Here is a 25668-nt window from a genome sequence, read left to right as displayed (position 1 = left end):
GGCGGGAGAGGAGGAACAATGCCGGCTGCAACGCGCCAGCGCACGCCGTCCGACGCCTACGATCTTCTGGTCATCGGCGGCGGCATCAACGGCACCGGAATCGCGCGCGATGCGTCGGGCCGCGGCCTGTCGGTCCTGCTGGCCGAGCGCGGGGATCTGGCCGGCTTCACCTCCTCGTCCTCGACGAAGCTGATCCACGGCGGCCTGCGCTACCTCGAATATTACGAGTTCCGCCTGGTCCGCGAAGCCCTTGCCGAACGCGAGCGGCTGCTGCGGCAGGCGCCCCACGTGATCTGGCCCCTGCGCTTCGTGCTGCCTCACGACGAGGGCCTGCGCCCGGCCTGGATGCTGCGGCTCGGCCTGTTCCTGTACGATCATCTCGCCCGGCTGCGGACCCTGCCGGGCTCGAAGTCCGTCGATCTGCGCAGCTCCCCCTACGGCGCGCCGCTGCAGAATCGGCTGACCAAGGGCTTCGTCTATTCGGACTGCTGGGTCGAGGACAGCCGCCTGGTGGTGCTCAACGCCATGGATGCCCGCGAACGCGGCGCCACGGTCCTGACCCGCACCGGCGTGGTCTCGGCGCGGCGCGAGGGCGACGGCTGGGTCGCGACCCTGCGCGACGAGCGCACCGGAACCGAGCGGATGGTCCGGGCCAAAGCCGTGGTCAACGCTGCCGGCCCCTGGGTGAGCGCGACGCTCGGCGGCACGCTCGGCATCAACAGCCGCGCGGCGGTGCGCCTGATCAAGGGCAGCCACATCGTGGTCAAGCGCCTGTTCCCGGGGGACCAGGCCTACATCCTGCAGCAGCCCGACAAGCGCATCATCTTCGCGATCCCCTATGAGCGCGACTTCACGCTGATCGGCACCACCGACGTGCCCTATGACGGCGAGCCCGGGCCGGTCTCGATCTCCCCCGAGGAGACCGACTACCTCTGCGGCTGCATCAACCGCTCCTTCGACACCCGCATCACCCCGGCCGACGTGGTCTGGAGCTATTCGGGCGTGCGCCCGCTCTACGACGACGCGGCCGAGAACGCCTCCGCGGTGACCCGCGACTACGTCCTCGACGTGGAGGACCAAGGCGGGAAGGCGGCGGTGCTGTCGGTGTTCGGCGGCAAGATCACCACCTACCGGCGCTTGGCCGAGCACGCGATCGAGAAGCTCAAGCCGTTCTTCCCGGGCCTCAAGCCGGCCTGGACCGGCGATGCGGTCCTGCACGACCGCGGCATGCCGGACGCGGATTTCGACCGGTTCCTCGCGAAGTTTCAGGCGGAGAAGCCGTTCCTGCCGGCCGAGACCGCGCGGCGCCTCGCCCGGGCCTACGGCACCAACGCGCGCGAGATCGTCGGGAGCGCGCAATCCATGGCCGATCTCGGCGCGGTGTTCGACGGCGGCCTCACGGCGGCCGAGGTCGATTACCTGCGCGTCGCCGAATGGGCGGTCACCGCCGAGGACATCCTCTGGCGCCGCTCCAAGCTCGGCCTGCGCACCAGCCCCGAGAGCGCCGCGCGGCTTTCCGACTACCTCGACCGCAAGGCCGAGGCCGCATGATCCTGTTCGAACCCGAGCCGGCGCGAGACCGGTCGGGCCTAACCTGAGGAGGGAACGATGAGCCGTTACGTCGGGGCCATCGACCAGGGCACCACGAGCAGCCGCTTCATGGTGTTCGATCGCGCGGGCAGCGTCATCGCGCTGGCCCAGGCCGAGCACGCGCAGATCTATCCGGCCCCCGGCCATGTCGAGCACGACGCCGCCGAGATCTGGACCAAGACGCAGGGCGTGATGCGCGAGGCCCTGGACAAGGCCGGCCTCCAGCCCACCGACCTCGCGTCCATCGGCATCACCAACCAGCGCGAGACCACGCTGATCTGGGACCGCCGCACCGGCAAGCCGCTGCACAACGCCCTGGTCTGGCAGGATACCCGCAACGACCGGCTGGTCTCCGAATTTGCCCGCGACGGCGGCCGCGACCGGTTCCGCGACCTCACCGGCCTGCCGCTGGCGAGCTACTTTTCCGGACTGAAGCTGCGTTGGCTGCTCGACCATGTCGAGGGCGCCCGCGAGAAGGCCGAGGCCGGCGACGTGCTGTTCGGCAACATCGACACCTGGCTGGTCTGGAACCTCACCGGCGGGACCGAGGGCGGGCTGCACGTCACCGACGTAACCAATGCCAGCCGCACGCAGCTGATGTCGCTGAAGTCCCTGGACTGGGACGACGGCATGCTGGCGACCTTCGGGATTCCGAAGGCGATGCTGCCGAAGATCGTATCCTCCAGCGAGGTCTACGGCGAGACCAAGGCGCCGTTCGCGGGCGTGCCGATCGCCGGCATCCTCGGCGACCAGCAGGCGGCCCTGTTCGGCCAGACCTGCTTCAGTCCGGGCGAGGCCAAGAACACCTACGGCACCGGCTGCTTCGCGCTGATGAACACCGGCACGGAGCCGGTCCCGTCCAAGGCCGGCCTGGTCACGACCCTGGCCTACCGTCTCGACGGCCAGAAGCCCGCCTACGCCCTTGAGGGCTCCATCGCGATCACCGGCGCCCTGGTGCAATGGCTGCGCGACAACCTGCACATGATCAAGGATTCGGCAGAGGTCGAGACGCTGGCCACGACCGTCGAGGACAATGGCGGCGTCTACTTCGTGCCGGCCTTCTCGGGCCTCTACGCGCCGCACTGGAACGAGGGCGCCCGCGGGCTGATCATCGGCCTGACCCGCTACGTCAACCGCGGCCACATCGCCCGCTCGGTGCTGGAGGCGACCGCCTTCCAGACCCACGAGGTGCTGGACGCGATGGCCAAGGATTCCGGCATCCCGGTCAAGGAGTTGCGCGCCGACGGCGGCATGGTCGCCAACACCACGCTGATGCAGTTCCAGGCCGACATGCTCGACGTGCCGGTGGTGCGCCCGAAAGTCTCCGAGACCACGGCGCTCGGCGCCGCCTACGCGGCCGGCCTGGCGGTGGGCTACTGGAAGGGCCTCGACGACCTCAAGCGCAACTGGGGCGTCGACAAGCGCTGGACACCGAAGATGGATGCCGGCCAGCGCCAGAAGATCGCCGCCGCCTGGGGCCGGGCGGTGCAGCGCTCCTTCGACTGGAAGCTCAACGAGGATTGAGGAGAGGGCCTTCGGGCCGGATCACCCCTACCCGCGACCTCATCCTGAGGTGCTGGGCAGCAGCCTCGAAGGAGGCTTCCAGGGATCGCGCGGCCGGCTGGAGGGCTCCTTCGAGGCCTCCGCTACGCTCCTGCACCTCAGGATGAGGGAAGATATTGGAAGATCGATAGATATCGACAATCATCCCTTAGCATTACACATTCAAACAAGCTGTAAAATCTTACAATAAGCAGCAAAACTGGGGAGACAGACCATGACATTGCCATTCCTGGGCGAGTTCCTCGGCACGATGACGCTGATCGTGCTGGGAGACGGCGTCGTCGCCGGCGCCCTGCTCAAGAAATCCAAGGGCGAGAATGCCGGCTGGATCGCGATCACCGCCGGCTGGGCCTTCGCGGTGCTGGCCGGGATCTTCGTCGCCACCGCCACCGGCAGCCCGGACGCGCATCTCAACCCGGCCGTGACCGTGGCGGGGGCCGTCAGCTCCGGGGACGTCTCGAAGCTCTGGGTCTACATCCCGGCGCAGATGCTCGGCGCCTTCGCGGGCGCGGCCATCGTCTGGCTCCACTACCTGCCGCACTGGGCGGCGACCCCGGAGCAGGACCTGAAGCTCGCCTGCTTCTGCACCGGGCCCGCGATCCGGGACGCCAAGGCCAACTGGACCTCGGAGATCATCGCCACCTTCTTCCTCATCCTGACCATCTCGGCATTGGTGACCAACACCCTCGGCGCCTCGGGGGCGATCCCGCGCGGGGTCGCCCCCTACATGGTCGGCATGCTGGTCTGGGGCATCGGCCTCTCGCTCGGCGGCACCACCGGCTACGCCATCAACCCCGCCCGCGATCTTGGACCACGCATCGCGCACGCCGTCCTGCCGATCGCGGGGAAGGGCACCTCCGACTGGGGCTACGCGCTGATCCCGGTGGCCGGCCCCGTTGTCGGGGCGGTGCTGGCCGCGCTGCTGGTACGGGCGCTCGGGATCTGACGGAAACGCCGCATCCTCAACCGCCGCAGGGCGTCCCGGCGTCGCGGCGGTTTGCGGCGCGAGGCCGGGCGCCTTAAGTCAGTCCCACTGACCGACCGCGCCTCCGGGCGCCTCCCCCCGGTGTGGCAGCCCCCGACCCATGGCCGTCGTCCTCGACATCCTGAAGAACGATCCGCGCTCCGCGCGCCTGCGCCATCCCGAGAAGGCGCACCGGCCGGACCAGCCCGTTCAGGCCAAGAAACCGGATTGGATCCGGGTCAAGGCGCCGGGCTCCAAGGCCTGGACCGAGACCCAGAAGATCGTCCGCGAGCACGGCCTGGTTACCGTCTGCGAGGAAGCCGGCTGCCCCAATATCGGCGAGTGCTGGGAGAAGCGGCACGCCACCTTCATGATCATGGGCGACACCTGCACGCGGGCCTGCGCCTTCTGCAACGTCCGCACCGGTCTGCCCGACGCCCTGGACGCCCTGGAGCCCGAGAAAATCGGCGACTCGGTGGCCAAGCTCGGCCTGCACCACGTGGTGATCACCTCGGTGGACCGGGACGACCTGAAGGACGGCGGCGCCCAGCATTTCGCCCGGACCATCGCGGCGATCCGCACGGCGAGCCCCGGCACCACGGTGGAAATCCTTACCCCCGACTTCCTGCGCAAGGACGGCGCACTGGAGGTGGTGGTCGCGGCCAAGCCCGACGTGTTCAACCACAACCTCGAGACGGTGCCGGCCAAGTACCTCACGGTGCGGCCCGGCGCCCGCTACTTCCACTCGGTGCGCCTGCTCCAGCGGGTGAAGGAGCTCGACCCGACGATCTTCACCAAGTCCGGCATCATGGTCGGGCTCGGCGAGGAGCGGAACGAAGTGCTCCAGCTCATGGACGACCTGCGCTCCGCCGAGGTCGACTTCCTGACCATCGGCCAGTATCTGCAGCCGTCGAAGAAGCATCACGAGGTCGTGCGCTTCATTCCGCCGGACGAATTCAAGACCTACGAGACCACCGCCTACGCCAAGGGCTTCCTGCTGGTCTCGGCCACGCCGCTCACCCGCTCGTCGCACCATGCCGGCGAGGATTTTGCCAAGCTTCAGGCGGCCCGGCTCGCCAAGCACGCTGTCTCGCACGCCCCCGCCCTCTCGGCCTGAGCACGTCGGAAAAGAAATGCCGTCCTTCCGGGTTACCCGCACGGTGCGGCATTCGCCGCAGCAGATGTACGATCTCGTGGCCGACGTGGAGCGCTACCCGGAATTCCTGCCGCTCTGCGAATCCCTGCGGGTGATCCGCCGGCAGGCGATGCCGGAGGGCGGGCAGGTTTTGGTCGCCGAGATGGGCGTGGGCTACAAGGCCATCCGCGAGCGCTTCACCACCCGGGTCAGCCTCGATCCGGCCAACCACAGAATCGTGGCCGAGTATATCGACGGTCCGTTCCGCCACCTGGAGAACCGCTGGTCGTTCAAGGAGGCGCCGAACGGCGGCTGCAGCGTCGATTTCTTCATCACCTACGAGTTCAAGAGCCGGACGCTGGGCCTCCTGATGGGCACGATGTTCGACCGCGCCTTCCGCAAGTTCACCGACGCCTTCGAGGGCCGCGCGGACCGGATGTACGGCACCGCCTGAAGGGATCAGGCCCGGGCCGGCACGGACACGTGCTCCGGCCGCACGCCCATCCCGATCATCCGGGCGGGCAGAACCTGGAGGAACGGCAGCCGGTCGAGGATGCGCAGGGCCAGCGGCGCCCGAAACGGTGCGTCGGCCGTGAGGGACGGGGTGATGACCCGGGCCTGGATCACACGCTGCAGCATCTGGATCACCCGGACCGGGAAGATCCGCCGGGCCTGGACGCGGGCGAGGTCAGCCTCGGCGACCGGCCCCGCCCGCAGGGGCCCGGCCAGGATGTTGGCCGTCGCCACCGCGTCCTGGATCGCCAGGTTGATGCCGACTCCGCCCACCGGCGACATCGCGTGGGCGGCGTCGCCGATACAGAGCAGGCCGGGGCGGTGCCAGCGCTCCAGCCGGTCGACGGTCACGGTCAGGAGCTTGACCGAATCCCAGTCGGCGATGGCGTCGGTGCGGTCGGCCAGGAACGGCGCGATCTCGCCGACCGCCGCCCGAAAGGCCGGCAGCCCCCTGGCGCGAAGTGCCGCGTCACCGTCCTTCGGAACCACGTAGGCGCATTGCCAGGTATCGCCCCGGTCGAGGGTAATCAGGATGCGGCCCGGGCCGAATCGCCCGGCTGCCGCCTCCGGATCGCCGTCCCGGCGGGGCAGGCGGAACCACAGCACGTCGATCGGCGCCCCGAAGGCCCGGGGGACAAACCCGGCGCGTTCGCGCATCGCCGAGTGGCGCCCATCCGCGCAGAGCACGAGGTCGGCCCGGATCTCGACCGGCCGGTCCGGCCCTTCGGCCCGCACGCCCACAACCCGGCCGTCCACCAAGATCAGGTCGCGGGCCTCGGTCCTGCGGATCAGCCGGAAGCCCGGATAGCAGCAGGCCTCACCGGCCAGAAAGTCCAAAAAATCCCATTGCGGCATGAAGGACAGGAAGCGGTTGCGGGTCGGCAGCCGGCTGAAATCGGCCACCCGGTAGCTCCGGCCGTTCACGACGCCCGAGAAGGTCTCGACCCGCCGCTGGGGCAAGGCGCGAAAGCGCTCAGCCAAGCCCAGCTCGTCGATGAGATCGAGGGTGGAGGGGTGGATCGTGTCGCCGCGAAAGTCGCGCAGGAAATCCGCGTGCTTCTCCAGCACCGTGACGGCGATTCCGGCCCGGGCGAAGAGCAGGCCGGCCATCATCCCGGCCGGGCCGCCGCCGACGATGCAGAGCTGGGTCCTCAGGCTGTCCATCGAGCCCTCCCTGCCGTTGGATCAGTCCGCAAGCGCTCCTTCGAGCAGGCCGAGCGCGTCCGCGAGCGCCGCCCGGCGAATTTCTCCGCGGCTACGGTCGCCGTAGCGTCGCTCCAGGTGACGCCGTCCGCCCTCCCGCAGCGCCAGCCCGAAATGCACCAGCCCGACCGGCTTCTCGGCGCTGCCGCCGCCGGGGCCGGCAATGCCGGTGATCGCCACGGCCACCGCGGCGTGCGAGGCGGACAGCGCTCCGCAGGCCATCGCCCGGGCTACGTCCTCGCTGACGGCGCCGTGCCGGCGGATCAGGTCCATCGGTACCCCGATCGCCTCCGCCTTGGCCTCGTTCGAGTAGGTAACGTAGCCGCGCTCGAGCACGGCCGAGGAGCCCGGAACCGCGGTGAGCAGCCCCGCCACCAGCCCGCCGGTGCAGGATTCCGCCGTGACGATCGTGCGGCCGGCCTTGGCATAGGCTGCGACCAGCGCCTCGGCGCGTTCGAGAAGCTCCGTGTCGTCGATCATCGCGAGGCTCGCCCTGGGCCGGAGCGCCCTATCTGGTGTTGTGACGCAAGGCCGGTTCCGGCTCAAGGACCGGCTGCCCCCAACAGGAGACCCTATTCCGATGATCTTCCCCGCGACCACGGCCTTCTACGCCGCGCTGCTCGCCCTCGTATATCTCGGCCTGTCCGGCTGGGTGATGGGATCCCGCGTCTCCAGCAACGTCCTGTTCGGCAACGGCGGCGATGAATCCATGCTCAAGCGGGTCCGTTCGCACGCCAATTTCTCGGAGTACGTGCCGCTGGCGCTGATCCTGGTCGGCCTGCTGGAAGCCGGCGGCGGCAGTCATGGGCTGGTCCAGGGCCTGCTGATTGCCCTGCTGGTCGGCCGCATTCTCCATCCGATCGGCATGTTCGCCGCACCCAACTCCGCCCGCCAGTTCGCCTGCCGGGGCGGTGGCATCCTGCTGACGATGGCGACCTTGGCCATCGCGGCGATCGCGCTGCTGTTGCGGACGGCGTGATGCTTATTGGTACGCGCCTTCACCCGTGATCGACCGATAAGCGAAGAGGCCGGCCCCAAACGCCGCTCCCTCCCTCCTTTGCGGGGGGAGGGTGGTCCGCAAAGCGGGTCGGGAGAGGGGCGCGTCACTTCCGGAAGGGTCGCGACAGGCGTGCAATCCTGAACTGTCGCGCTGCAACTCTCCCGACCCTCGCTGACGCTGGGCACACCCTCTCCCGCAGAGGCTACGACGTTCACATATCGTCTTCGGCAAGGCGCGACGCGCTCTCCTCCCCCTTGTGGGAAGGCGTTGGAGGTGGGGGTGGTTCAGAAGGCACCGCTGCGCCCCATCCGGCACCACCCCCACCCCTGACCCCTCCCCACAAGGGGGAGGGGAAACGCGTTGCATTTCAGAGGCTTGCTAAAGAACGCATCCAATATAGGAATCCGTTAGCCCGCAGAGGGGGAGGGATAGGCGCCGACGCCCCTCACCCCTGCCGCATCGCGGTCTCGGCTTGAGCGTCGAGAGCGGGGCCGTCCTCCTCGGGCAGGCGGATCGTGGCGGCGGCCTGGGCGGCGAGGCCCTCGGCGCGGCCGACGAAGCCGAGCTTCTCCGTGGTGGTCGCCTTGATCGACACGGCGGTGAGCGGCACGCCGGCGATCTCGGCGATGCGCGCACGGATCGCCTCCCGGTGCTGGCCGATCCGCGGCGCCTCGGCGAGCACGGTGATGTCGAGATGATCGATCCGGCCGCCGCGCGCCCGGACCAGCTCGCAGGCATGGGCCAGGAACTGGTCCGACGAAGCACCCCGCCAGCGCTCGTCCGAGGGCGGAAAGTGGGTGCCGATATCGCCGTCCGCGATGGCGCCGAGCAGCGCGTCGGTGAGGGCGTGCAGCGCCACGTCGCCGTCGGAATGGGCCAGCACCCCGCGATCGGCGGGAATCTTGATGCCGCCGAGCCAGACATGGTCGCCGGTCGTGAAGGCGTGAACGTCGAAGCCGGTGCCGAGGCGGGTGACGTAGGTGGTCATGGCGCGGGCTCCGGGCGCGGGTAATTCGGAAGGGTCGGAGGCGAAGGCCCGGTCCGCCTCGATCAGGTCGGCGGGCTGGGTGATCTTGCGGTTGGCGATGTCGCCGACGAACACCACCACGGGCAAGCCCGCCCATTCGGCGAGCGCCCCGTCGTCGGTGAAGCCGTCGAGGCCCTGCGCGGCCGCATCGCGATGGGCACCGAGCAGCGGCGCGAAGGCGAAGGCCTGGGGGGTCTGGACCGCGCGGAGATGCTCCCGGGGCGGGGTCTCGTGCACGCGGCCGATGCCGGGGGCGATCTCGGCGACGCGCTTGACCGTGTCGGTCACCGGCACGCCCGGCACCGCGGCGCCGTGGTCGCGGCCGGCCGCGATCGCCCGGGCGATCAGGGCGGCGTCGACATAGGGGCGGGCGGCATCGTGCACCAGTACGATCTCCGGCGCCGCGCCGGCCGCCAGGGCCTCGAGCCCGGCGCGCACCGAGAGCTGCCGGGTGGCGCCGCCCTCAACGGGGGCGCCGATCTTGTCCCGCATCGCGGGGATGAGCTCTTCGAGGCAGCTTTGAAAGAATTCGGCCGCGTCGGCGGCGATCACCGGCTGGATCCGGACGATGGTGTCCTGGGCGGCGAGGGCGGCCAGCGTCCGGGTCAGGACCGCCTGGCCGCCGACCCGGCGATACTGCTTGGGCGTGCCGCCGCCGATGCGTATGCCGCGGCCGGCGGCAACCACCACCGCGGCGACGCCGGACCCCGTATCCACGGGTCCGGTGGCAGGCGTGCCGGTGGCGGGCATGGGCAGCGAACTCGTGGAATCCAGGGCATGGCGGCAGCGGGCGCGCGGGCCAGCCGTGCTGCCGAGCCTCTGCCGGTGAGGATGCCCGTCGTTTAAGCGGGGGAGGGCGCGAAATCAACGCGCGGCACCCGCTTGCCAGCGGACCGCACTTGCCTCATTGTTGTGCAGAATGGCGACTGATCATTATTTAAGCGCGCTGCGCGACGGACGATCGGCCGGCGGGGGCGAAACTCCCGCCCCGTTGTGCCTGCTCGCGCCCCTGTCGGGAGTCACCGACCTGCATATGCGCCGGATCGGCCGGCGCTGCGGCGCCGACGCGGTGGTGTCCGAGATGGTGGCCGCGCGCGAATTCACCCGCGGCGCCGGCGAGGCGACCCTGCGGGCGGACGGCTCGGGCGTCGACCTGCACGTGGTCCAGCTCGCCGGCTGCGAGGCAGCCCCCATGGCCGAGGCCGCCCGGCTCGCCGAGGCGGGCGGGGCCGACGTGATCGACGTGAACATGGGCTGCCCGGCCAAGATCGTGACCGGGATCGCTTCGGGCTCGGCCCTGATGCGCGACCTCGACCACGCGACACGCCTGCTCGCCGCCGTGCGCGGGGCGGTGTCGGTGCCGGTCACCGTCAAGATGCGGCTCGGCTGGGACGACGCCACGCGCAACGCCGTCGATCTGGCCACCCGGGCCGAGCGGCTCGGGCTGAACGCCGTGACCGTCCACGGGCGGACCCGGCAGCAATTCTACAAGGGCACGGCCGACTGGGACGCGATCCGGCCTGTGGTCGAGGCGGTGTCGATCCCGGTGATCGCCAACGGCGACGTCGTCGACCTCGCCAGCGCCCGAGCGTGCCTGGCGGCCTCCGGCGCAGCCGGTGTGATGATCGGGCGCGCCGCCACCGGGCGGCCCTGGCTGGTCGGGCAGGTGGCGGCGGCTCTCGCTGGACGCCCGGCGGAGGCGCCCGCGCGGGCCGAGCAGGCCGACATGGCGGCCGCGCATTACGCCGGCCTGCTGTCGCTTTACGGCCGTCACATGGGCGTGCGCCACGCCCGCAAGCACCTGGCCGCCTACGCCGAGACCGGCGGCGCGCTCGAGCCGGCCGAGCGCGCCGCGCTCCTCACCACCACCGATCCCGATGTGGCGCTGGCCCTCCTGGCCCGGGCCTTCGGGGCGGCCGACATGGTCCGGGAGGCCGCGTGAGCGACGACGCCGTCTCGAATTCGGGCAGCCCGGAAAGCCCTGCAGGCCAGCGCCCCCCCGCCGGGGAGGCCGTGCTCAACGCCCTGCCGTTGCCGGTCCTGACCATCGGCGGCGACGAGCGAATCCTGCACTGCAACCACGCCGCGGAGGCGTTCTTCGACTATTCCGCGCGCCTGATGCAGCGCCGCCGCCTGCGCGACATCATCCCGTTCGCCTCGCCGATCATTGCGCTCGTAGCCGAGGTCCGGCGCCGTCGGGCCAGCGTCAGCGAATATCGGGTCGAGCTCACCCAGCCCCGCCTCGGGCTGGAGCGCAGCGTCGACGTCTTCGCGACGCCGCTCTGCGACGACGACGACGCCGTGGTGATGATGCTCCAGGAGCGCACCATCGCGGACAAGATGAACCGCCAGCTCACCCATCGCGGCGCCGCCCGCTCGATGGTGGCGCTCGGCGCGATGCTGGCGCACGAGATCAAGAACCCGCTGGCCGGCATCCGCGGCGCCGCGCAGCTCCTGGAGAGCACCGGCGCCGAAGAGGACCGGATGCTGACCCGGCTGATCTGCGACGAGTCGGACCGGATCGTGCGCATCGTCGAGCGGATGGAGCTGTTCGGCGACGAGCGCCCGGCCGATCGCGGCGCCGTCAACGTCCACGGGGTGCTCGATCAGGTGAAGCGTTCGGCCCAGAGCGGGTTCGCACGCCATATCCGGTTCATCGAGACCTATGACCCGTCGCTGCCGCCGGTGCTCGGCAGCCGCGACCAGTTGATCCAGGTGATCCTGAATCTCGTGAAGAACGCCGCCGAGGCAATCGGCCCGGACGCGGTCGAGGGCGAGATCACCCTGTCCACCGCGTTCCGCACCGGCTTGCGCCTGCAGGTGCCGGGGTCGCGCGAGCGGGTCAGCCTGCCGATCGAGGTGGCGATCCGCGACAACGGGCCGGGCATCTCGGCCGACCTGCTGCCCGACCTGTTCGATCCGTTCGTGACCACCAAGGCGCAGGGCTCCGGCCTCGGACTTGCATTGGTCGCCAAGATCGTCGGCGACCACGGAGGCATCGTCGAGTGCGATCCCGCCCCCCGCCGCACGACGTTCCGCATCCTCCTGCCGATGTCGAGTGCCCGCGACGGGCGCGAATCGGCGGTCGAGCCGTAATGTCGCCTTGTGTTTCGGCCGCCCGGCCGGAGGTCTGAGTAGAGAGTCATGCCGAACGGCCACATCATCGTCGCCGACGACGACGCCGCGATCCGCACGGTGCTGAACCAGGCACTGTCCCGGGCGGGCTACGAAGTCCGCTCGACGGGCAATTGCGCCACGCTCTGGCGCTGGGTCGCGCAAGGGGAGGGCGACCTCGTCATCACCGACGTGGTGATGCCCGACGAGAACGTGTTCGACCTGCTGCCCCGCATCAAGCGCGTGCGGCCGGAGCTGCCGATCATCGTCATGAGCGCGCAGAACACCTTCATGACGGCGATCCGCGCCTCCGAGCGCGGCGCCTATGAGTACCTGCCCAAGCCCTTCGACCTGAAGGAGCTGATCGCCATCGTGGGCCGGGCTTTGTCGCGTCCCCGCGGGGCGCCCGCGGCCGGCGCGCCCCCCGACAACGAGGACATCCCGCTGGTCGGGCGCTCGCCCGCCATGCAGGAGATCTACCGGGCGCTCGCCCGGCTGATGCCCACCGACCTCACCGTGATGATCACCGGCGAATCCGGCACCGGCAAGGAGCTGGTCGCCCGGGCGCTGCACGATTACGGCCGCCGCCGCACCGGCCCGTTCGTGCCGGTCAACATGGCCGCGATCCCGCGCGACCTGATCGAGTCCGAGCTGTTCGGCCACGAGAAGGGCGCGTTCACCGGCGCGCTCCAGCGTTCGGCCGGCCGGTTCGAGCAGGCCGAGGGCGGCACCCTGTTCCTCGACGAGATCGGCGACATGCCGATGGAGGCCCAGACCCGGCTGCTGCGCGTGCTCCAGCAGGGCGAGTACACAACGGTCGGCGGCCGCGTACCGATCAAGACCAACGTCCGGATCATCGCGGCGACCAACAAGGACCTGCGGATCTCGATCCAGCAGGGCATCTTCCGCGAGGATCTGTTCTTCCGGCTGAACGTCGTGCCGCTGCGGCTGCCGGCCCTGCGCGAGCGCTCGGAGGACGTGCCGGATCTGATCCGCCACTTCTTCGTGCTGGTGGAGCGCGAGGGCCTGACCCGCAAGTCGCTCGACGGCGACGCGATGGAGCGGCTCAAGCGCTACCGCTGGCCGGGCAACGTCCGCGAACTCGAGAACCTGGTCCGGCGGCTCGCCGCCCTGTACCCGCAGGAGACGATCACCGGCCCGGTGATCGAGGCCGAACTCGATACCCTGCCGCTCGCCCCCCCGGCCTCGACCAATGGCAGCGGCGGAACCCGTAAGGCCGGCTCCGAGTCGGAGAGCCTGTCCAGCGCGGTGGAGCGCCACCTGTCGGACTACTTCTCGGGCTACCGGGACACGCTGCCCCCGCCCGGGCTCTATCATCGGATCCTGCGGGAGATCGAAGGTCCGCTGATCGGAGCGGCACTCGCTGCCACCCGGGGCAATCAGATCCGCGCGGCGGAGCTGCTCGGCGTCAACCGCAACACCCTGCGCAAGAAGGTCCGCGACCTCGACCTGCAGGTGTTCCGCACGGCCCGATAGGGGGCTTCCGAAGGGCTTCCAGGCTCCTTCGGGGGGACGGGGCGCGTCGCGTCCCGGGCCCTTTCAGCGCCGCGGCAGGATCGGGTCGCCGCGCATCAGGGCGTTGAGGCGCTCGGTGTCGAAGCCGTTCGGGATGCTCGGCACCACCGGCTTCGGCGCGGGCGCAGCCTTCACCGGGGCCGGCAACGAGCCGGTGGCGGAGGGCTCGGCCTGGGCGGGGCGCACCACGGCCGGCGGCGCCAGATGGGCGAGCCGGTCGGCGCTGACGAGGGCGACGATCGCCGTCGAGACCAGCACGAGGACGCCGCCGAAGAAAGAACGCAGGATACGCACGCAGACGACCCGGAACGCGACTTGAGACGGCAACAGATTACCCGCCGGCCCGTTAACGAAGCCCACCCCAAATGTCCGGGATGGGAGCCAATGTTCGGGAGGCGATATTGACGAACGTCCAGGCCACCGCGAGCGACAGCCCGTTCATTCAGGGCCGCAACGCCCGCCTTTACGGCAAGCCCGCGAGCGAATGTCCCTATCCGGAAGGCTCCGAAGAGCATGCCGGCTGGATGCAAGCTTACGAGGAGGCTGCGGTCTCCGATCCGCCCGAGAAGCCGTGAGCGGTGGGGGCAGAACGGCGGAGGCCGGTCATGCCTCCTCAGTAACGGCCACCATGCGTTCCGAGCCCGCGCGACGCAGGACATCCTCGGCCCATTGGTTGAGGCTCGTCCCGGCGAGTTCCGCCGCGAGAGCAGCCTGCGCATGGATATCAGGGTTGATCCTGAGCATGAGCTTGCCGGAATAGGCTTTCTCCGGCTCCTTTCCGATCGCTCGACAAGTCGCGATATAATCGTCCACGGCCTCATGAAACGCAGCCTTCAGTTCGGCTACAGTTCCCCCGTGAAAGCTGACCACGTCGTTGATGCCAGCTATTTGACCGACAAATAGCTCATCCTCCTCGTCAAATGCGACGCGGGCACGGAAGCCCTGATAGGTCATCGTGTTCACGCTGACTCTCCCGGTCTGACCCCGATTTTGATGAGAAACTCACGCGCGGCGCGCACCTGATAGCGCGCAGCCTCCTTGGCCGGATGCGGCCGATGGAAAGCGGCCACGACGCCTCTGTACTCGAAACGCACCCGTGACCCGGTCCCTTCGATAAGCCGGCATCCGACTGCGAGCAGCAAGCTTTCAATAGCCTGCCACTCTATCGAGGCCAGCACGGGATCCTTGTAGATCGCAAGCAAAGTTCGCGAATGCCGGCTGTTCACGCGTCGCTCGGTATCGCCAGTTTAGATATCAAAATCTGATATCAACCTTCCCCCTCATGGTCAATCCGAAGGCCGTGTGATCGTTTCACCCTTTGGCCCAGGCTTGACCTCACCCCAACCCAGGGGCTTCGTGTTTTGCAGCGCAACGCGATCGTCGAGCCACAATGTCCCTGACGCCCAAGCCCGAATCGAAGCAGAAATTCGGGGCGGCGACGCGCCTCGTCCATGCCGGCCGGGATCCGGGCGCGCAGCACGGCTTCGTCAACACGCCGATCTATCGCGGCTCGACCGTGCTCTACCCGACCTACGACGCGATCAAGCATCGGCGCGGGCGCTACAATTACGGCACCTCGGCGACGCCCACGATGGATTCGCTGACCGACGCCTGGACCGAGCTCGCCGGTGCCGCCGGCACGGTGGTGACGCCCTCGGGCCTCTCGGCGCTCACCATCGCGCTGATGGCCGCGGTCTCGGCCGGCGACCACCTGCTCGTGACCGATTCCGCCTACCGCCCGACCCGGCAGTTCTGCGACGGGGTCCTGGCGCGGTTCGGCGTCGCGGTCACCTATTACGACCCGACCGTGGGAGCCGGGATCGCGGAGCTGATGCGCCCGAACACCAAGGCGGTGCTGGTCGAGGCGCCCGGCTCGCAGAGCTTCGAGATGCAGGACATCCCGGCCATCGCCGAGGTCGCGCATGCCAGGGGTGCCTGCGTGATCATGGACAACACCTGGGCGACGCCGCTGCTGTTTCCGCCCCATGCGCGCGGGGTCGACATCGCGGTCGAGGCCGGGACCAAGTACCTGAGCGGCGGCTCCGACCTGCTGATCGGCCTCACCTCGGCGAACGCCGCCTATTTCCCGGCAGTGCGGCGCACCTTCGACCATCTCGCGCCCTGCGCCGGGGCCGAGGATATCTTCCTGGCGCTCCGGGGCATGCGCACCATGGCGTTGCGCCTGCGCGAGCACGGCCGCGCCGGCCTCGAGATGGCCCGGTGGTTCCAGGCCCGGCCGGAGGTGCTGCGGGTGCTGCATCCCGGCCTGCCGGAGGATCCCGGCCACGCGATCTGGAAGCGCGATTTTTCCGGCGCCTCCGGGCTGTTCGGGGTGATTCTCAAGCCGGTGCCCGAGGCCGCGGTCGCCGCCATGCTGGACGGGCTCGAGCTGTTCGGGATGGGTTTTTCCTGGGGTGGCTTCGAGAGCTTGGTGATCCCATTCGACTGCGCCGGCTACCGGACCGCGACCCAATGGGCCCCGGGCGGCCCGGCCCTGCGCTTCCATATCGGGCTGGAGGACGTCGCCGACCTCCAGGCCGATCTCGACGCCGGCTTCGCCCGCCTGCGGGCCGCGTCCTGAAACGGTCCGCCCCGTTATCGCGCGCGCGATGACGCATCGATGACGGCGCATTTGACCTTCCCGTCCGATCCTGATTGACCGGCCGGGCATGACCACGAGCCTTTCCGCCGACGGCGTCCCGCGCCTCGCTTCTGTCGACCGGATCGGCCGCGGGCGCGGCGGCCGGAGCCTCACCCAGACCCGCGCCGTGCTGGCCCTGCTGGCGCTCTGCCTGCTGCTGTTCCTGCCCGGCCAGATCTCCCTGCAGCCGATGGACCGGGACGAGCCGCGCTTCGCCCAGGCCTCCAAGCAGATGCTGGAGAGCGGCGACCTCGTCGACATCCGCTTCCAGGGGGAGGCCCGGCACAAGAAGCCGGTGGGGATCTACTGGGCACAGGCCGCCGCGGTGGCAGCAGGCGAAGCGCTGGGCGTCCCCCTGGCGCGCCGGCAGATCGCCCTCTACCGCATCCCGTCGCTGATCGGCGCCACCGCCTCGGTGCTGCTCGCCTACTGGGCCGCGCTCGCCTTCCTGCCCCGCCGGCTCGCCCTGCTCGCGGCCGCCCTGTACGGCGCCGGGCTGATGCTCTCGGCCGAGGCGCATCTCGCCAAGACCGACGCCCTGCTCGCCGCCTGCGCCACCGCCAGCCTCGGGGCGCTCGCCCGGGTGTGGCTCGCGTCCCGTGCGGGCGAAGTCGCGAGCCGCGCCGTCTTCCCGGCCTTCTGGCTCGGGATGGCACTCGGCATCCTGGTCAAGGGACCGATGGTCCCGCTCTTCGTCGTGCTGCCAGCGCTGATCCTGTCAGTGGTCGCGCGCTCGTGCCGCTGGCTGCTCGCCCTGAGACCCTGGGCTGGCCTGGCACTCACGCTCCTGCTGGTTGCGCCGTGGTTCGCGGCGATCGCCTGGAAGAGCGGTAGCGCCTTCTACGCGGAGGCGGTGGGTCACGACATGCTCGGCAAGGTCGGCGGCGCGGCCGAGCGGCACTGGGCTCCCCCCGGGGCCTACACGCTCGCGTTCTTCGCGACTTTCTGGCCCGGCGCGGCCTTCGCGGCGATGAGCCTGCCGCTCGCCTGGCGCGCACGGCGCGAGCCCGCCTTCGCGTTCCTGATCGCGACCGTTCTGCCGGCCTGGCTGATCTTCGAGGCGGTGCCGACCAAGCTGCCCCATTACGTCCTGCCGCTGATGCCATGGCTGGCGATCCTCACGGCTCTGGCCCTGTCGCGCGGCGCGCTCGACCCGCGGCTGCGGGGGGCGCGGGCGACGGCCCTGCTGGTGCCGGCGATCCCTATCGGGCTCACGCTCGGCCTGTGCCTCGCGGGCTGGCGCCTCGACGACCACACGCTGCCCTGGGCCGCGCTGCCACTGCTGGCCGCCGCCTGCGCGGTTGCCGTGCTGGCCTGGATGGCGTTCGCGGGCGGCAGGCCCGAGCGCGCCCTCGTGCTCGGGATCCTCGCCTCCTGCCTGCTCGGGCCGGCGGTGCTCGGCGTGGCGCAACGCTCCCTGCCAGCCCTGAAGGTCTCGCCGCGGCTCGCCGCCCTGCGTGATCGCGTGGGCTGCCCGAACCCGCAGGTCGCGAGCCTCGGCTACCGGGAGCCGAGCCTGGTTTTCCTGGCCGGCACCGATCTCGCCCTCCCGCCGGACGGCGCCGCCGCCAGGCAGTTCCTGCAGGCGGGCGGCTGCCGGCTGCTGTTCGTGGAGGCTCGTGATCGGGACGACTTCAACGCCGCCTGGCCGGTGGGGCGGGGCGCGCCCGCGGCGCTCGCCGAAGTCGAGGGCTTCAACCTCAATACCGGCCGGCGGGTCTTCGTGAACGCTTACGCGGTGACCCCATGACCGGCGCCCCCCATCTCAGCGTCGTCGTGCCGGTGAAGAACGAGGCAGGCAACATCGCCCCCCTGGTGGCCGAGATCGAGTCCGCCTGCGCGCCGATCGGGTTCGAGCTGATCTACGTCGACGACGGCTCCACGGACGGCACGCCGGGTGCCCTGGCGGCGGCGCGCGCCGGCCGCCCATGGATGCGGGTGATCCGGCACACGCGCAGCGGCGGCCAGTCGGCGGCGGTGCGCAGCGGTGTCCTGGCGGCGCGGGCGCCGGTCGTCGCGACCCTGGACGGCGACGGCCAGAACGATCCGGCCTTCATTCCCGCCCTGCTCGCCGCCCTCGAGGCAGGGGGCGCGCAAGTCGGCCTCGCCCAGGGGCAGCGGCGCGGGCGCAAGGACGGGCGCTTCAAGATGCTGCAATCGCGCATCGCCAACGGCGTGCGCGGCCGCATCCTGAACGATGCCACCCGCGACACCGGCTGCGGCCTGAAGGTGTTCCGCCGCGCCGTATATCTCCGGCTGCCCTATTTCGATGCCCTGCACCGGTTCATGCCGGCCCTGGTGGTGCGCGAAGGATTTGCGGTAGTCCACCACGACGTGATCGACCGGCCCCGGCTGACCGGAATCTCGAATTACGGCTTGTTCGACCGTCTCTGGGTCGGCCTCCTCGACCTCGCCGGGGTCTGGTGGCTGATCCGGCGCAAGCGGGCCGATCCGCAGCCGCGGGAACTGCCCGCCCCGGACGCCGTGCCCGCAGACCAGGATGTCGGATGCTGATCCAGCTCGCCCGCGATCTGCCGGACTATTTCTACGATGTGTTCGTCACCCGGCTCGATTTCTGGGTGGTGTTCGGCATCGTCGCCCAGATGGTGTTCGGCTCGCGCTTCATCCTGCAATGGATCGCCAGCGAGCGGGCCGGCCGGAGCGTGATGCCGCTGTCGTTCTGGTTCCTGTCGATCCTGGGCGGGCTGATGACCCTGGTCTACGGGTTCGTCCGCCGGGAGCCGGTGATCATCATCGGCCAGGGCCTGTCCACCGGTATCTACCTGCGCAACCTCGCGCTGATCTTCCGCGAGCGGCAGCGGCAGCGGCGGCGGAGCGGCACCCCATGACGCGCGCGCCTTTGCCGGCCTTCTACGACGACCTCGACGCCACCTTCGCCGAGCTGTGGCGCTTCCTGGCGGAGGGCGCCGCGCAGGGCCGCAGCGGGTTCCACCTGCCGGTGCTGGCGACCCTCGGCGCTGAGGGTCCGCGGCTGCGCACGGTGGTGCTCCGCGCCGCGGATGCCGAATCCGGCACCCTGCGCTTCCACTGCGACCGCCGCTCCGACAAGGCCGCCGAGATCCGGGTGAACCCGGCCTGCGCGCTCGCCGCCTACGACGCCGAGTCCAAGATCCAGATCCGGATCGAGGGCCGGGCGACGCTCCATGTGGACGATGCCGTCGCGCACGCCGCCTGGGCCGGCTCCCGGGCGATGAGCCGGGTCTGCTACGGCGCCGACCCCGCCCCGGGGACGATCCTGCCCACGGGCGGCGCCTATACGCTGCCCGACGAGGCGACGGCGGCTACCCTCGGCCGCCCGCATTTCGCGGCCGTATCGGTGCGGGCCGCGCACCTCGACTTCCTCTACCTCGACCGCCGCAGCCCTCGCCGGGCGGCCTGGACACGGGGCCCTGGCGACTGGGCCGGCGGCTGGATCGCACCCTGATCGGATTCGACGCACGAGATCGACCAGTAACAGATCTCACAAACATCATTAAGATATTTTTATTTCTTTATTTTTGAGACTTAACATCAGATCTGGTACAATAACTCAAATATTCGCCGCACAATAAAGATAAAAACCGACCATTCGGCGACTCGAATGCTGCGTCGATCCCACAGACATCGCTCTTGTCGCCAGGACGATAAAAAAAGATACGTCTCGCCAGCTCGATCGGGATCGCGCCAAGTGGGGCCGCCATGGAACTGATAGCGAAGATCAACATTCCCACAAAGCTGTTCGCAGTCATTGCTATGATGAGTGCAATGTTTTTCGGCTGCGCCTGGTACACGTCTCAGAATATCGCCGGAATCGACGCGGCCTACACAACGCTGCTCGATAAGGAATCGAAGGCGGTCGTGAAGATGGCGCGCCTGAACCGCGTCGTCGCGCAGCTGAGTTACGGCGCCTTCCGCACCGCGGCCGAAGCCGGCACGCCGGAAGGGAGCCGCATCGGCAGCACCCTCGATGCATTGGTGGACGAGGCCGCGAAGCTCGCCGACGGCGCCCGTCGGGAAGCCCCCAACTTCCGGGATCGCATCGACCAGATCGGCCCCCAATTCGACGCCTATGCCCGGGCCGTCCGCGACATCCGCGCCCTCGCCGAAACGGGTAAGGGTGACGAGGCCCTGACGCTCGCGCGCCGGATCGCGGGCGGCGTTCAGAAGGAGGTGAGTGATGCCGTCCGGACGCTGGTGGCGGATATCGACGCCTCGGTCCAGACCCATTCCGACGCGCTGACCGCGGAGACCAACGCGACGCGCACCCTGCTGCTGACCGTGTCGATCCTCGGCATCGCCGCCGGCATGATCGGCGGTGTCCTCGTCGTCATCTTCGGCGTGACACGCCCGATCCGCCGGCTTGCGGGCACGCTGCAGCGCATGGCGGACGGGGAGATCGATGCCGAGATCCCCGAGGCGCGGCGCGGCGACGAGATCGGCCTGATCGGACGGGCCGTGGAGGGCATCAAGGCGCTCGTTGCCCAGAAGGCCGCCGAGGAAGCCGAGATCCGGCGGGTGGCCGACGAGGCGGCCGCGGAGATGCGCCGCCGGACCATGCTGGAGCTCGCCGACGGCTTCCAGGGCACGGTCGGCCGGATCATCGGCCAGGTCTCGTCCTCGGCCACGGAGCTTCAGGCCACCGCACAGACCATGACGGCCACCGCGACCCAGACCGCCAGCCAATCCACCACCGTGGCGGCCGCGGCCGAGGAAGCCGCCAGCAACGTCAATACCGTGGCGAGCGCCGCCGAAGAGCTGGGCTCGTCGGTCCAGGAGATCGGCCGGCAGGTCGACGGATCGGCCAAGCTCGCCCAGGGCGCCGTGTCCGAGGCCGATCAGACCGCCTCCCTGGTGCAGGAGCTCAGCGCCGCCGCCGCCAAGGTCGGCGACGTGGTGCGGCTGATCACCGATATCGCCGCCCAGACCAATCTGCTGGCCCTCAATGCCACGATCGAGGCGGCGCGTGCCGGTGAAGCGGGACGGGGCTTCGCGGTGGTCGCCGCCGAGGTGAAGGAACTGGCGAACCAGACCGCCAAGGCAACCGAGGAGGTCGCCGGGCAGATCGGCCAGATCCAGAGATCCACCGGTGCGGCCGTCTCGGTCATCGGCGGGATCGCCGCCCGCATCCGGGAGATCGAGGCGGTGTCGACGTCCATCGCGGCCGCGGTCGAGGAGCAGGGTGCGGCGACACAGGAGATCGTGCGCAATGTCGGGCAGGCGGCATTGGGCACCGGCGCGGTGACCAGCAACATCGTCGGCGTGGCCTCGGCCGCCGAGGAGACCGGCAAGGCGGCCGGCCAGGTGCTCGGCGCGGCTTCCGAGCTGTCGCGCCAATCCGAGCACCTCAGCGGCGAAGTCGGTCGCTTCCTGGCGACGATCCGGGCCGCCTGAGCCTGGGCGCGGCCCGCGCAGGGATATCAGCCTTGCGCGGCTCCCCCTGTCCGGGGTGGGCCGCCGGGCGTAAAGCCCCGGCACCGTCCGCTCGCTCGGGTCGATCGGCGGATCGACCCGGAGGACTGACGTGGGCCTCGTCTACGCGCTTGCCGCCTATCTGAGCTGGGGCCTGCTGGTCCCGGTGCATTTCCGGATGCTCGGCGCCTTCAGTCCGAACCACATCCTGGCCGAGCGCATCGTCTGGTCGAGCCTGTTTGCAGGGGCGCTGGCCCTGGCGCTCGCCGCGCGCAAGCGTCTGAACCTGCCGCTGCCCCTGTGCCGCCGCCACGCTCTGCTGGCAGTCTCGGCCACGATGATCGGGGTGAACTGGCTGCTCTACCTCTACGCCATCGACCGCGGGCACCTGCTGGACGCGAGCCTCGGCTACTACATCAACCCGCTGGTCAGCGTGGCGTTCGGGCGGATCGTGCTCGGCGAGCGGTTGCGGCCGTTGCAGGCGGTGGCGGTGGGGATCGCGGCCGCGGGCGTCGCGGTGGCGGTCCTGTGGGCCGGCGAACGGCCGGCCTTGTCGCTGTCCCTCGCGGTGAGCTTCGCGCTTTACGGGCTCGTCCGAAAAATCGTCGGGGTCGACGCCTTGGTCGGATTCCTGGCCGAGACGCTGATGCTCCTGCCCCTCGCGATCCTGTGGCTCGTCCTCTCGCCCGAACCGTTCCTGCCGGCGGAGCCCAAAAGTCTCGTGCTGCTGATGCTCACCGGGCTCACCACGGCGCTGCCGTTGATCTGGTTCGCCGCTGCGGCGGTGCGCTTGCGGCTGACCACGCTTGGCCTGCTGCAATACGTCGCCCCGACCTGCCTGCTCGGTCTGAGCGTCCTGGCCTATGGCGAGCACGTGGAGCCACCCAGGGCGGCGATGTTCGCCCTGATCTGGGCGGCGCTCGCCCTGTACAGCTTCGACGCCTTCCGCGGCCGGAGGCCGGCGGAACCAGCGGTCGCGGTCCGGTCGGATCCCGATCCGATGCGTGTATAAGGCATTCCATGCGCCCCGCGGGGCGGGCGACGGGATACCGGCGAGCCGATGAGCGAATCCGAGGGCGGCCGAGGCGTCGTCACCGATGCCGATTACAGGAATCTCGCCGAGACGCTGCCGCAGCTCGCCTGGATCGCCGAGGCCGATGGAACCATCGTCTGGTACAATCAGCGCTGGTACGACTACACGGGCAGCACCCTCGAGGAGATGCGTGGCTGGGGCTGGCGCGCCGTCCACCATCCCGATCACGTCGACGCGGTGACCGAGCGCTTCCGGGCGGCGATCCTGCTCGGCCAATCGTGGGAAGACACGTTCCCGCTGCGCGGGAAGGACGGGATCTATCGCTGGTTCCTGTCCAAGGCGCTGCCGCACCGGGACGAAGCGGGCAACATCCTGCGCTGGTACGGCACCAACACCGACGTCTCCCGGCGCCGGGCCGTCGAGGAGCGCCTGCGGGATTCCGAGCAGCGCTTCCGGGCGCTGGTGGACGCCTCCGCGGCGGTCATCTGGAACACGAACGCGGTGGGCGAGCTGATGCCGCCCCAGGTCCGCTGGAGCACCTATACCGGCCAGAGCGAGGAGGCCTACCAGGGCTGGGGCTGGGTCGACGCGGTCCATCCGGACGACCGCGCCCACGCGGCCGATTCCTGGGCCGCCTGTGTCGAGGAACGCAAGCCCTACGAGGTCGAGTACCGTCTGCGCCGGCACGACGGCGTCTGGCGCGCCATGGAGGTGCGCGGCGTGCCGGTGCTCGCCGAGGACGGCACCTTGCGCGAATGGGTCGGCACCTGCGTGGACGTCACCGAGCGCAAGGAAGCCGAGGAGGCGGTGGAGCGGGCCCGCCAGGCCGCGGAGGCCGCCAACCGGGCGAAAAGCCAGTTCATCGCCAACATGAGCCACGAGCTGCGCACCCCGCTCTCGGCGGTGATCGGCTATTCCGAGATGCTGGGCGAGGAGCTGGAGGATATCGGCCAGGCCGCTCTGCTGCCGGACCTGCGCAAGATCGAGGCGGCGGCCCGGCACCTGCTGTCGCTGATCAACGACGTGCTCGACATTTCCAAGATCGAGGCCGGGCGCATGACCGCCTCGGCCGAGACGTTCTCGGTGTCGGATCTGCTCCGGGACGTCTCCGACGCCACCGGTTCGCTGGTGGAGAAGAAAGGCAACCGCTTCGTCCTCGACGCTGACGATGCCGAACTGGGCGGGATGCACCAAGACCAGACCAAGATCCGCCAGTGCCTCCTGAACCTGATCGGCAACGCCGCCAAGTTCACCGAGGCCGGCACGATCACCCTGGCCGTGCGCCGCCACCAGGACGCGGGGGCGGACTGGCTGTCCTTCGCGGTGAGCGATACCGGCATCGGGCTGAGCGAGGAGCAGATCGCGCGCCTGTTCGAGCGCTTCGTGCAGGCCGACGACTCGACCACCCGCCAGTTCGGCGGCACCGGCCTCGGCCTCGCCATCACCCGGGCCTTCTGCCAGACCATGGGCGGCGACATCGCCGTCACCAGCACGGAAGGGCAGGGCGCGACCTTCACGATCCGCCTACCCGCCGTGCTGAAGCCCGAGGACGAGCCGCCGGAGGTGGCCAAGATCGCCGCCGCGGTCGAGCCGCACGAGCAGCACGAGACCGTCCTGCTGGTCGACGACGATCCGGCCGCCCGGGAGCTGCTCCAGCGCTTCCTCGAGCGCGAGGGGTTTCACGTCCGCACCGCTAGTGACGGGCGGGCCGGGCTGACGCTGGCCCGGGCGCTCAAACCGCGGGCGATCCTGCTCGATGTCGAGATGCCGCGCATGGACGGCTGGGCGGTGCTGCACGCGGTGCGCAACGATCCCGATCTCGCCGGCACGCCGGTGATCATGACCTCGGTGGTGGCCGAGCAGGGGCTGGGCCGGGCGCTCGGCGCCACCGACTACTTCGTCAAGCCGATCGACTGGGATCGGATGAAGGGCATGATGGAGCGCTACCGCCCGGAAGGGCCGGGGGAGGCGCGCGTCCTCGTGGTCGACGACGACCCGGATGCCCGCGAGCGCCTGCGCCGGTCGCTCGGCCGCGAGGGCTGGACCGTGGACGAGGCCGAGAACGGCCGGATCGCCCTGGAACGGGTCAGCCAAACGCGCCCGAGCCTGATCCTGCTCGACTTGATGATGCCCGAGATGGACGGGTTCAGCTTCCTGCGGGCCTTGCGCGCCCGGCCGGACGGCGACGTGCCGGTGGTGGTGCTCACCGCCAAGGAGATCACCAGCGCCGAGAAGGCGAGCCTCGGCGCCCACGCCGACCGGGTGATCGCCAAGGGCTCCATGAGCCTCGCCGAGATCGGCCGGCAGTTGCGCGTTCTCTATGCCCGCTCGGCCGCCGAGCCGGTGCCGGGCCGGCTCCAGGGCCTGATCGAGCGGCTCGCCGAGAACGATGTGGGAGATGAACCATGAGCGACGACGGGATTGATCTTAACAAGGCGGCGGCGATCCGCCTGCGGGCGCGGCTGGCAGTGGTGGAGCGGGCGGCCTGGTTCGGCCTCGTCCACGCAATGAAGACGCGGCCCGCCGAGACCGAAGCCTACATCGCCGCCGAGCGGGCGCGCTGCGCGGAAGGCTTTGGCGGCACCACCTGGGCCAAGGACCTCACGGATGCCGAGCGCAAGATGCTCGCCGAGGAGGTCGATGCCGGGCTGGCGCAACTGATCGCGGATGCCCGCGGGGAGGTGTGAGCCGGTCTCGGTGGGACGGCACTACCTCTTCTCGCATGAACGATCGCGAGCAGAAGCGTCGCAAGCGGCCGTTTGATGGCAGTCGATAAACGAGCGACCTGATGCAGATCGAGAAATATTCAGGAATTTATTCTTAAATCGAAAATGCCTCTTATTCTAAATAATTCAAACTGCAAATCTAATTAATGTGAAAATTATTAATCAACAGCACATCAAAATTGATAAATATATGCGAATATTACTATATAATTGA

At 69.7% G+C, this 25668-nt stretch carries 25 protein-coding genes; 19 read left to right on the top strand and 6 right to left on the bottom strand.

Annotated elements, in window-relative coordinates; genetic code table 11:
- Positions 1–18 precede the first annotated feature (18 nt).
- The 5 genes from glpD (at position 19) to AO398_RS11600 (ending at position 5706) form a co-directional block, all read left to right on the top strand.
- Positions 19–1551: a glycerol-3-phosphate dehydrogenase gene (glpD, locus tag AO398_RS11620; protein ID WP_058192216.1), complete on the top strand. Its 1533-nt coding sequence runs from the start codon at positions 19–21 to the stop codon at positions 1549–1551.
- Positions 1552–1608: 57 nt separating this feature from the next.
- Positions 1609–3114 (top strand): glycerol kinase GlpK, encoded by a 1506-nt coding sequence (gene glpK / locus AO398_RS11615; RefSeq protein ID WP_058192215.1) that lies wholly within the window; start codon positions 1609–1611, stop codon positions 3112–3114.
- Between the two features lie 253 nt (positions 3115–3367).
- On the top strand, positions 3368–4099 hold the full coding sequence (locus AO398_RS11610) for an MIP/aquaporin family protein (protein WP_058192214.1): 732 nt from the start codon (positions 3368–3370) through the stop codon (positions 4097–4099).
- Positions 4100–4238: 139 nt separating this feature from the next.
- Positions 4239–5234 (top strand): lipoyl synthase, encoded by a 996-nt coding sequence (lipA, locus tag AO398_RS11605; RefSeq protein ID WP_058192213.1) that lies wholly within the window; start codon positions 4239–4241, stop codon positions 5232–5234.
- A 16-nt stretch (positions 5235–5250) separates the two neighbouring features.
- Positions 5251–5706, top strand: a complete 456-nt coding sequence (locus tag AO398_RS11600) for a type II toxin-antitoxin system RatA family toxin (RefSeq protein WP_058192212.1) — start codon at positions 5251–5253, stop codon at positions 5704–5706.
- Positions 5707–5711: 5 nt separating this feature from the next.
- Here the strand turns inward: AO398_RS11600 and AO398_RS11595 are convergent, their stop codons facing one another.
- Together AO398_RS11595 and AO398_RS11590 are read right to left on the bottom strand one after the other, a co-directional pair.
- A complete protein-coding gene (locus AO398_RS11595) occupies positions 5712–6929 on the bottom strand; it encodes an FAD-dependent oxidoreductase (protein WP_058192211.1) in 1218 nt (405 codons plus the stop codon).
- A 21-nt stretch (positions 6930–6950) separates the two neighbouring features.
- A complete protein-coding gene (locus AO398_RS11590) occupies positions 6951–7448 on the bottom strand; it encodes a CinA family protein (protein WP_058192210.1) in 498 nt (165 codons plus the stop codon).
- Positions 7449–7548: 100 nt separating this feature from the next.
- Here AO398_RS11590 and AO398_RS11585 point away from each other — a divergent pair, with 100 nt between their 5' ends.
- The gene (locus AO398_RS11585) at positions 7549–7947 is read left to right on the top strand and encodes an MAPEG family protein (RefSeq protein WP_058192209.1); all 399 of its coding nucleotides are present in this window, start codon (positions 7549–7551) and stop codon (positions 7945–7947) included.
- Positions 7948–8413: 466 nt separating this feature from the next.
- Here AO398_RS11585 and AO398_RS11580 read toward each other — a convergent pair whose 3' ends face one another.
- Positions 8414–9745, bottom strand: a complete 1332-nt coding sequence (locus AO398_RS11580; protein WP_058192208.1) for a bifunctional 2-C-methyl-D-erythritol 4-phosphate cytidylyltransferase/2-C-methyl-D-erythritol 2,4-cyclodiphosphate synthase — start codon at positions 9743–9745, stop codon at positions 8414–8416.
- A gap of 169 nt (positions 9746–9914) precedes the next feature.
- Here AO398_RS11580 and dusB point away from each other — a divergent pair, with 169 nt between their 5' ends.
- The 3 genes from dusB to ntrC all read left to right on the top strand — a co-directional run bounded on the left by dusB (position 9915) and on the right by ntrC (position 13606).
- Positions 9915–10937, top strand: a complete 1023-nt coding sequence (gene dusB, locus AO398_RS11575) for a tRNA dihydrouridine synthase DusB (RefSeq protein WP_058192207.1) — start codon at positions 9915–9917, stop codon at positions 10935–10937.
- 71 nt (positions 10938–11008) lie between these two features.
- Positions 11009–12091 (top strand): ATP-binding protein, encoded by a 1083-nt coding sequence (locus AO398_RS11570; protein ID WP_152997498.1) that lies wholly within the window; start codon positions 11009–11011, stop codon positions 12089–12091.
- 48 nt (positions 12092–12139) lie between these two features.
- Positions 12140–13606, top strand: coding sequence for a nitrogen regulation protein NR(I) (gene ntrC, locus AO398_RS11565; RefSeq protein ID WP_058192205.1), 1467 nt, complete (start codon positions 12140–12142; stop codon positions 13604–13606).
- Positions 13607–13669: 63 nt separating this feature from the next.
- Here the strand turns inward: ntrC and AO398_RS11560 are convergent, their stop codons facing one another.
- Entirely contained in the window at positions 13670–13972 is a 303-nt protein-coding gene (locus tag AO398_RS11560) for a hypothetical protein (protein WP_244498738.1), read from the bottom strand.
- A 74-nt stretch (positions 13973–14046) separates the two neighbouring features.
- Between AO398_RS11560 and AO398_RS11555 the strand changes: the two genes are divergently transcribed.
- Positions 14047–14220 (top strand): hypothetical protein, encoded by a 174-nt coding sequence (locus AO398_RS11555; protein WP_201025749.1) that lies wholly within the window; start codon positions 14047–14049, stop codon positions 14218–14220.
- Positions 14221–14248: 28 nt separating this feature from the next.
- Here the strand turns inward: AO398_RS11555 and AO398_RS11550 are convergent, their stop codons facing one another.
- Complete coding sequence (locus AO398_RS11550; protein WP_058192204.1) at positions 14249–14608, bottom strand: type II toxin-antitoxin system HicB family antitoxin; 360 nt, start codon at positions 14606–14608, stop codon at positions 14249–14251.
- A complete protein-coding gene (locus AO398_RS27465) occupies positions 14605–14871 on the bottom strand; it encodes a type II toxin-antitoxin system HicA family toxin (protein ID WP_082643240.1) in 267 nt (88 codons plus the stop codon). Before AO398_RS27465 ends, AO398_RS11550 begins: the two co-directional genes overlap by 4 nt.
- A gap of 164 nt (positions 14872–15035) precedes the next feature.
- Here AO398_RS27465 and metC point away from each other — a divergent pair, with 164 nt between their 5' ends.
- The 9 genes from metC to AO398_RS11505 all read left to right on the top strand — a co-directional run bounded on the left by metC (position 15036) and on the right by AO398_RS11505 (position 25415).
- The gene (metC, locus tag AO398_RS11545; RefSeq protein ID WP_058192203.1) at positions 15036–16226 is read left to right on the top strand and encodes a cystathionine beta-lyase; all 1191 of its coding nucleotides are present in this window, start codon (positions 15036–15038) and stop codon (positions 16224–16226) included.
- An 88-nt stretch (positions 16227–16314) separates the two neighbouring features.
- Entirely contained in the window at positions 16315–18036 is a 1722-nt protein-coding gene (locus AO398_RS11540; RefSeq protein WP_058192202.1) for a hypothetical protein, read from the top strand.
- Positions 18033–18800: a glycosyltransferase family 2 protein gene (locus AO398_RS11535; protein ID WP_058192201.1), complete on the top strand. Its 768-nt coding sequence runs from the start codon at positions 18033–18035 to the stop codon at positions 18798–18800. The genes AO398_RS11540 and AO398_RS11535 overlap by 4 nt, the downstream gene beginning before the upstream one ends.
- Positions 18794–19135, top strand: a complete 342-nt coding sequence (locus AO398_RS11530; protein WP_058192200.1) for a lipid-A-disaccharide synthase N-terminal domain-containing protein — start codon at positions 18794–18796, stop codon at positions 19133–19135. The genes AO398_RS11535 and AO398_RS11530 overlap by 7 nt, the downstream gene beginning before the upstream one ends.
- Complete coding sequence (locus tag AO398_RS11525; RefSeq protein ID WP_058192199.1) at positions 19132–19731, top strand: pyridoxamine 5'-phosphate oxidase family protein; 600 nt, start codon at positions 19132–19134, stop codon at positions 19729–19731. Before AO398_RS11530 ends, AO398_RS11525 begins: the two co-directional genes overlap by 4 nt.
- Positions 19732–19985: 254 nt before the next feature.
- A complete protein-coding gene (locus AO398_RS11520) occupies positions 19986–21677 on the top strand; it encodes a methyl-accepting chemotaxis protein (protein ID WP_058192198.1) in 1692 nt (563 codons plus the stop codon).
- Between the two features lie 130 nt (positions 21678–21807).
- Positions 21808–22707, top strand: coding sequence for an EamA family transporter RarD (gene rarD / locus AO398_RS11515; protein WP_058192197.1), 900 nt, complete (start codon positions 21808–21810; stop codon positions 22705–22707).
- Between the two features lie 48 nt (positions 22708–22755).
- Complete coding sequence (locus AO398_RS11510) at positions 22756–25137, top strand: response regulator (RefSeq protein ID WP_058192196.1); 2382 nt, start codon at positions 22756–22758, stop codon at positions 25135–25137.
- A complete protein-coding gene (locus AO398_RS11505) occupies positions 25134–25415 on the top strand; it encodes a hypothetical protein (RefSeq protein ID WP_058192195.1) in 282 nt (93 codons plus the stop codon). The genes AO398_RS11510 and AO398_RS11505 overlap by 4 nt, the downstream gene beginning before the upstream one ends.
- Positions 25416–25668: the final 253 nt, after the last annotated feature.

Origin of the sequence: Methylobacterium sp. GXS13 (assembly GCF_001455965.1) — a bacterium.
Classification (GTDB): Bacteria; Pseudomonadota; Alphaproteobacteria; order Rhizobiales; family Beijerinckiaceae; genus Methylobacterium.
The sequence above is the reverse complement of the archived record's forward strand: the minus strand, read 5'-3'. Positions and strand labels throughout refer to the sequence as shown.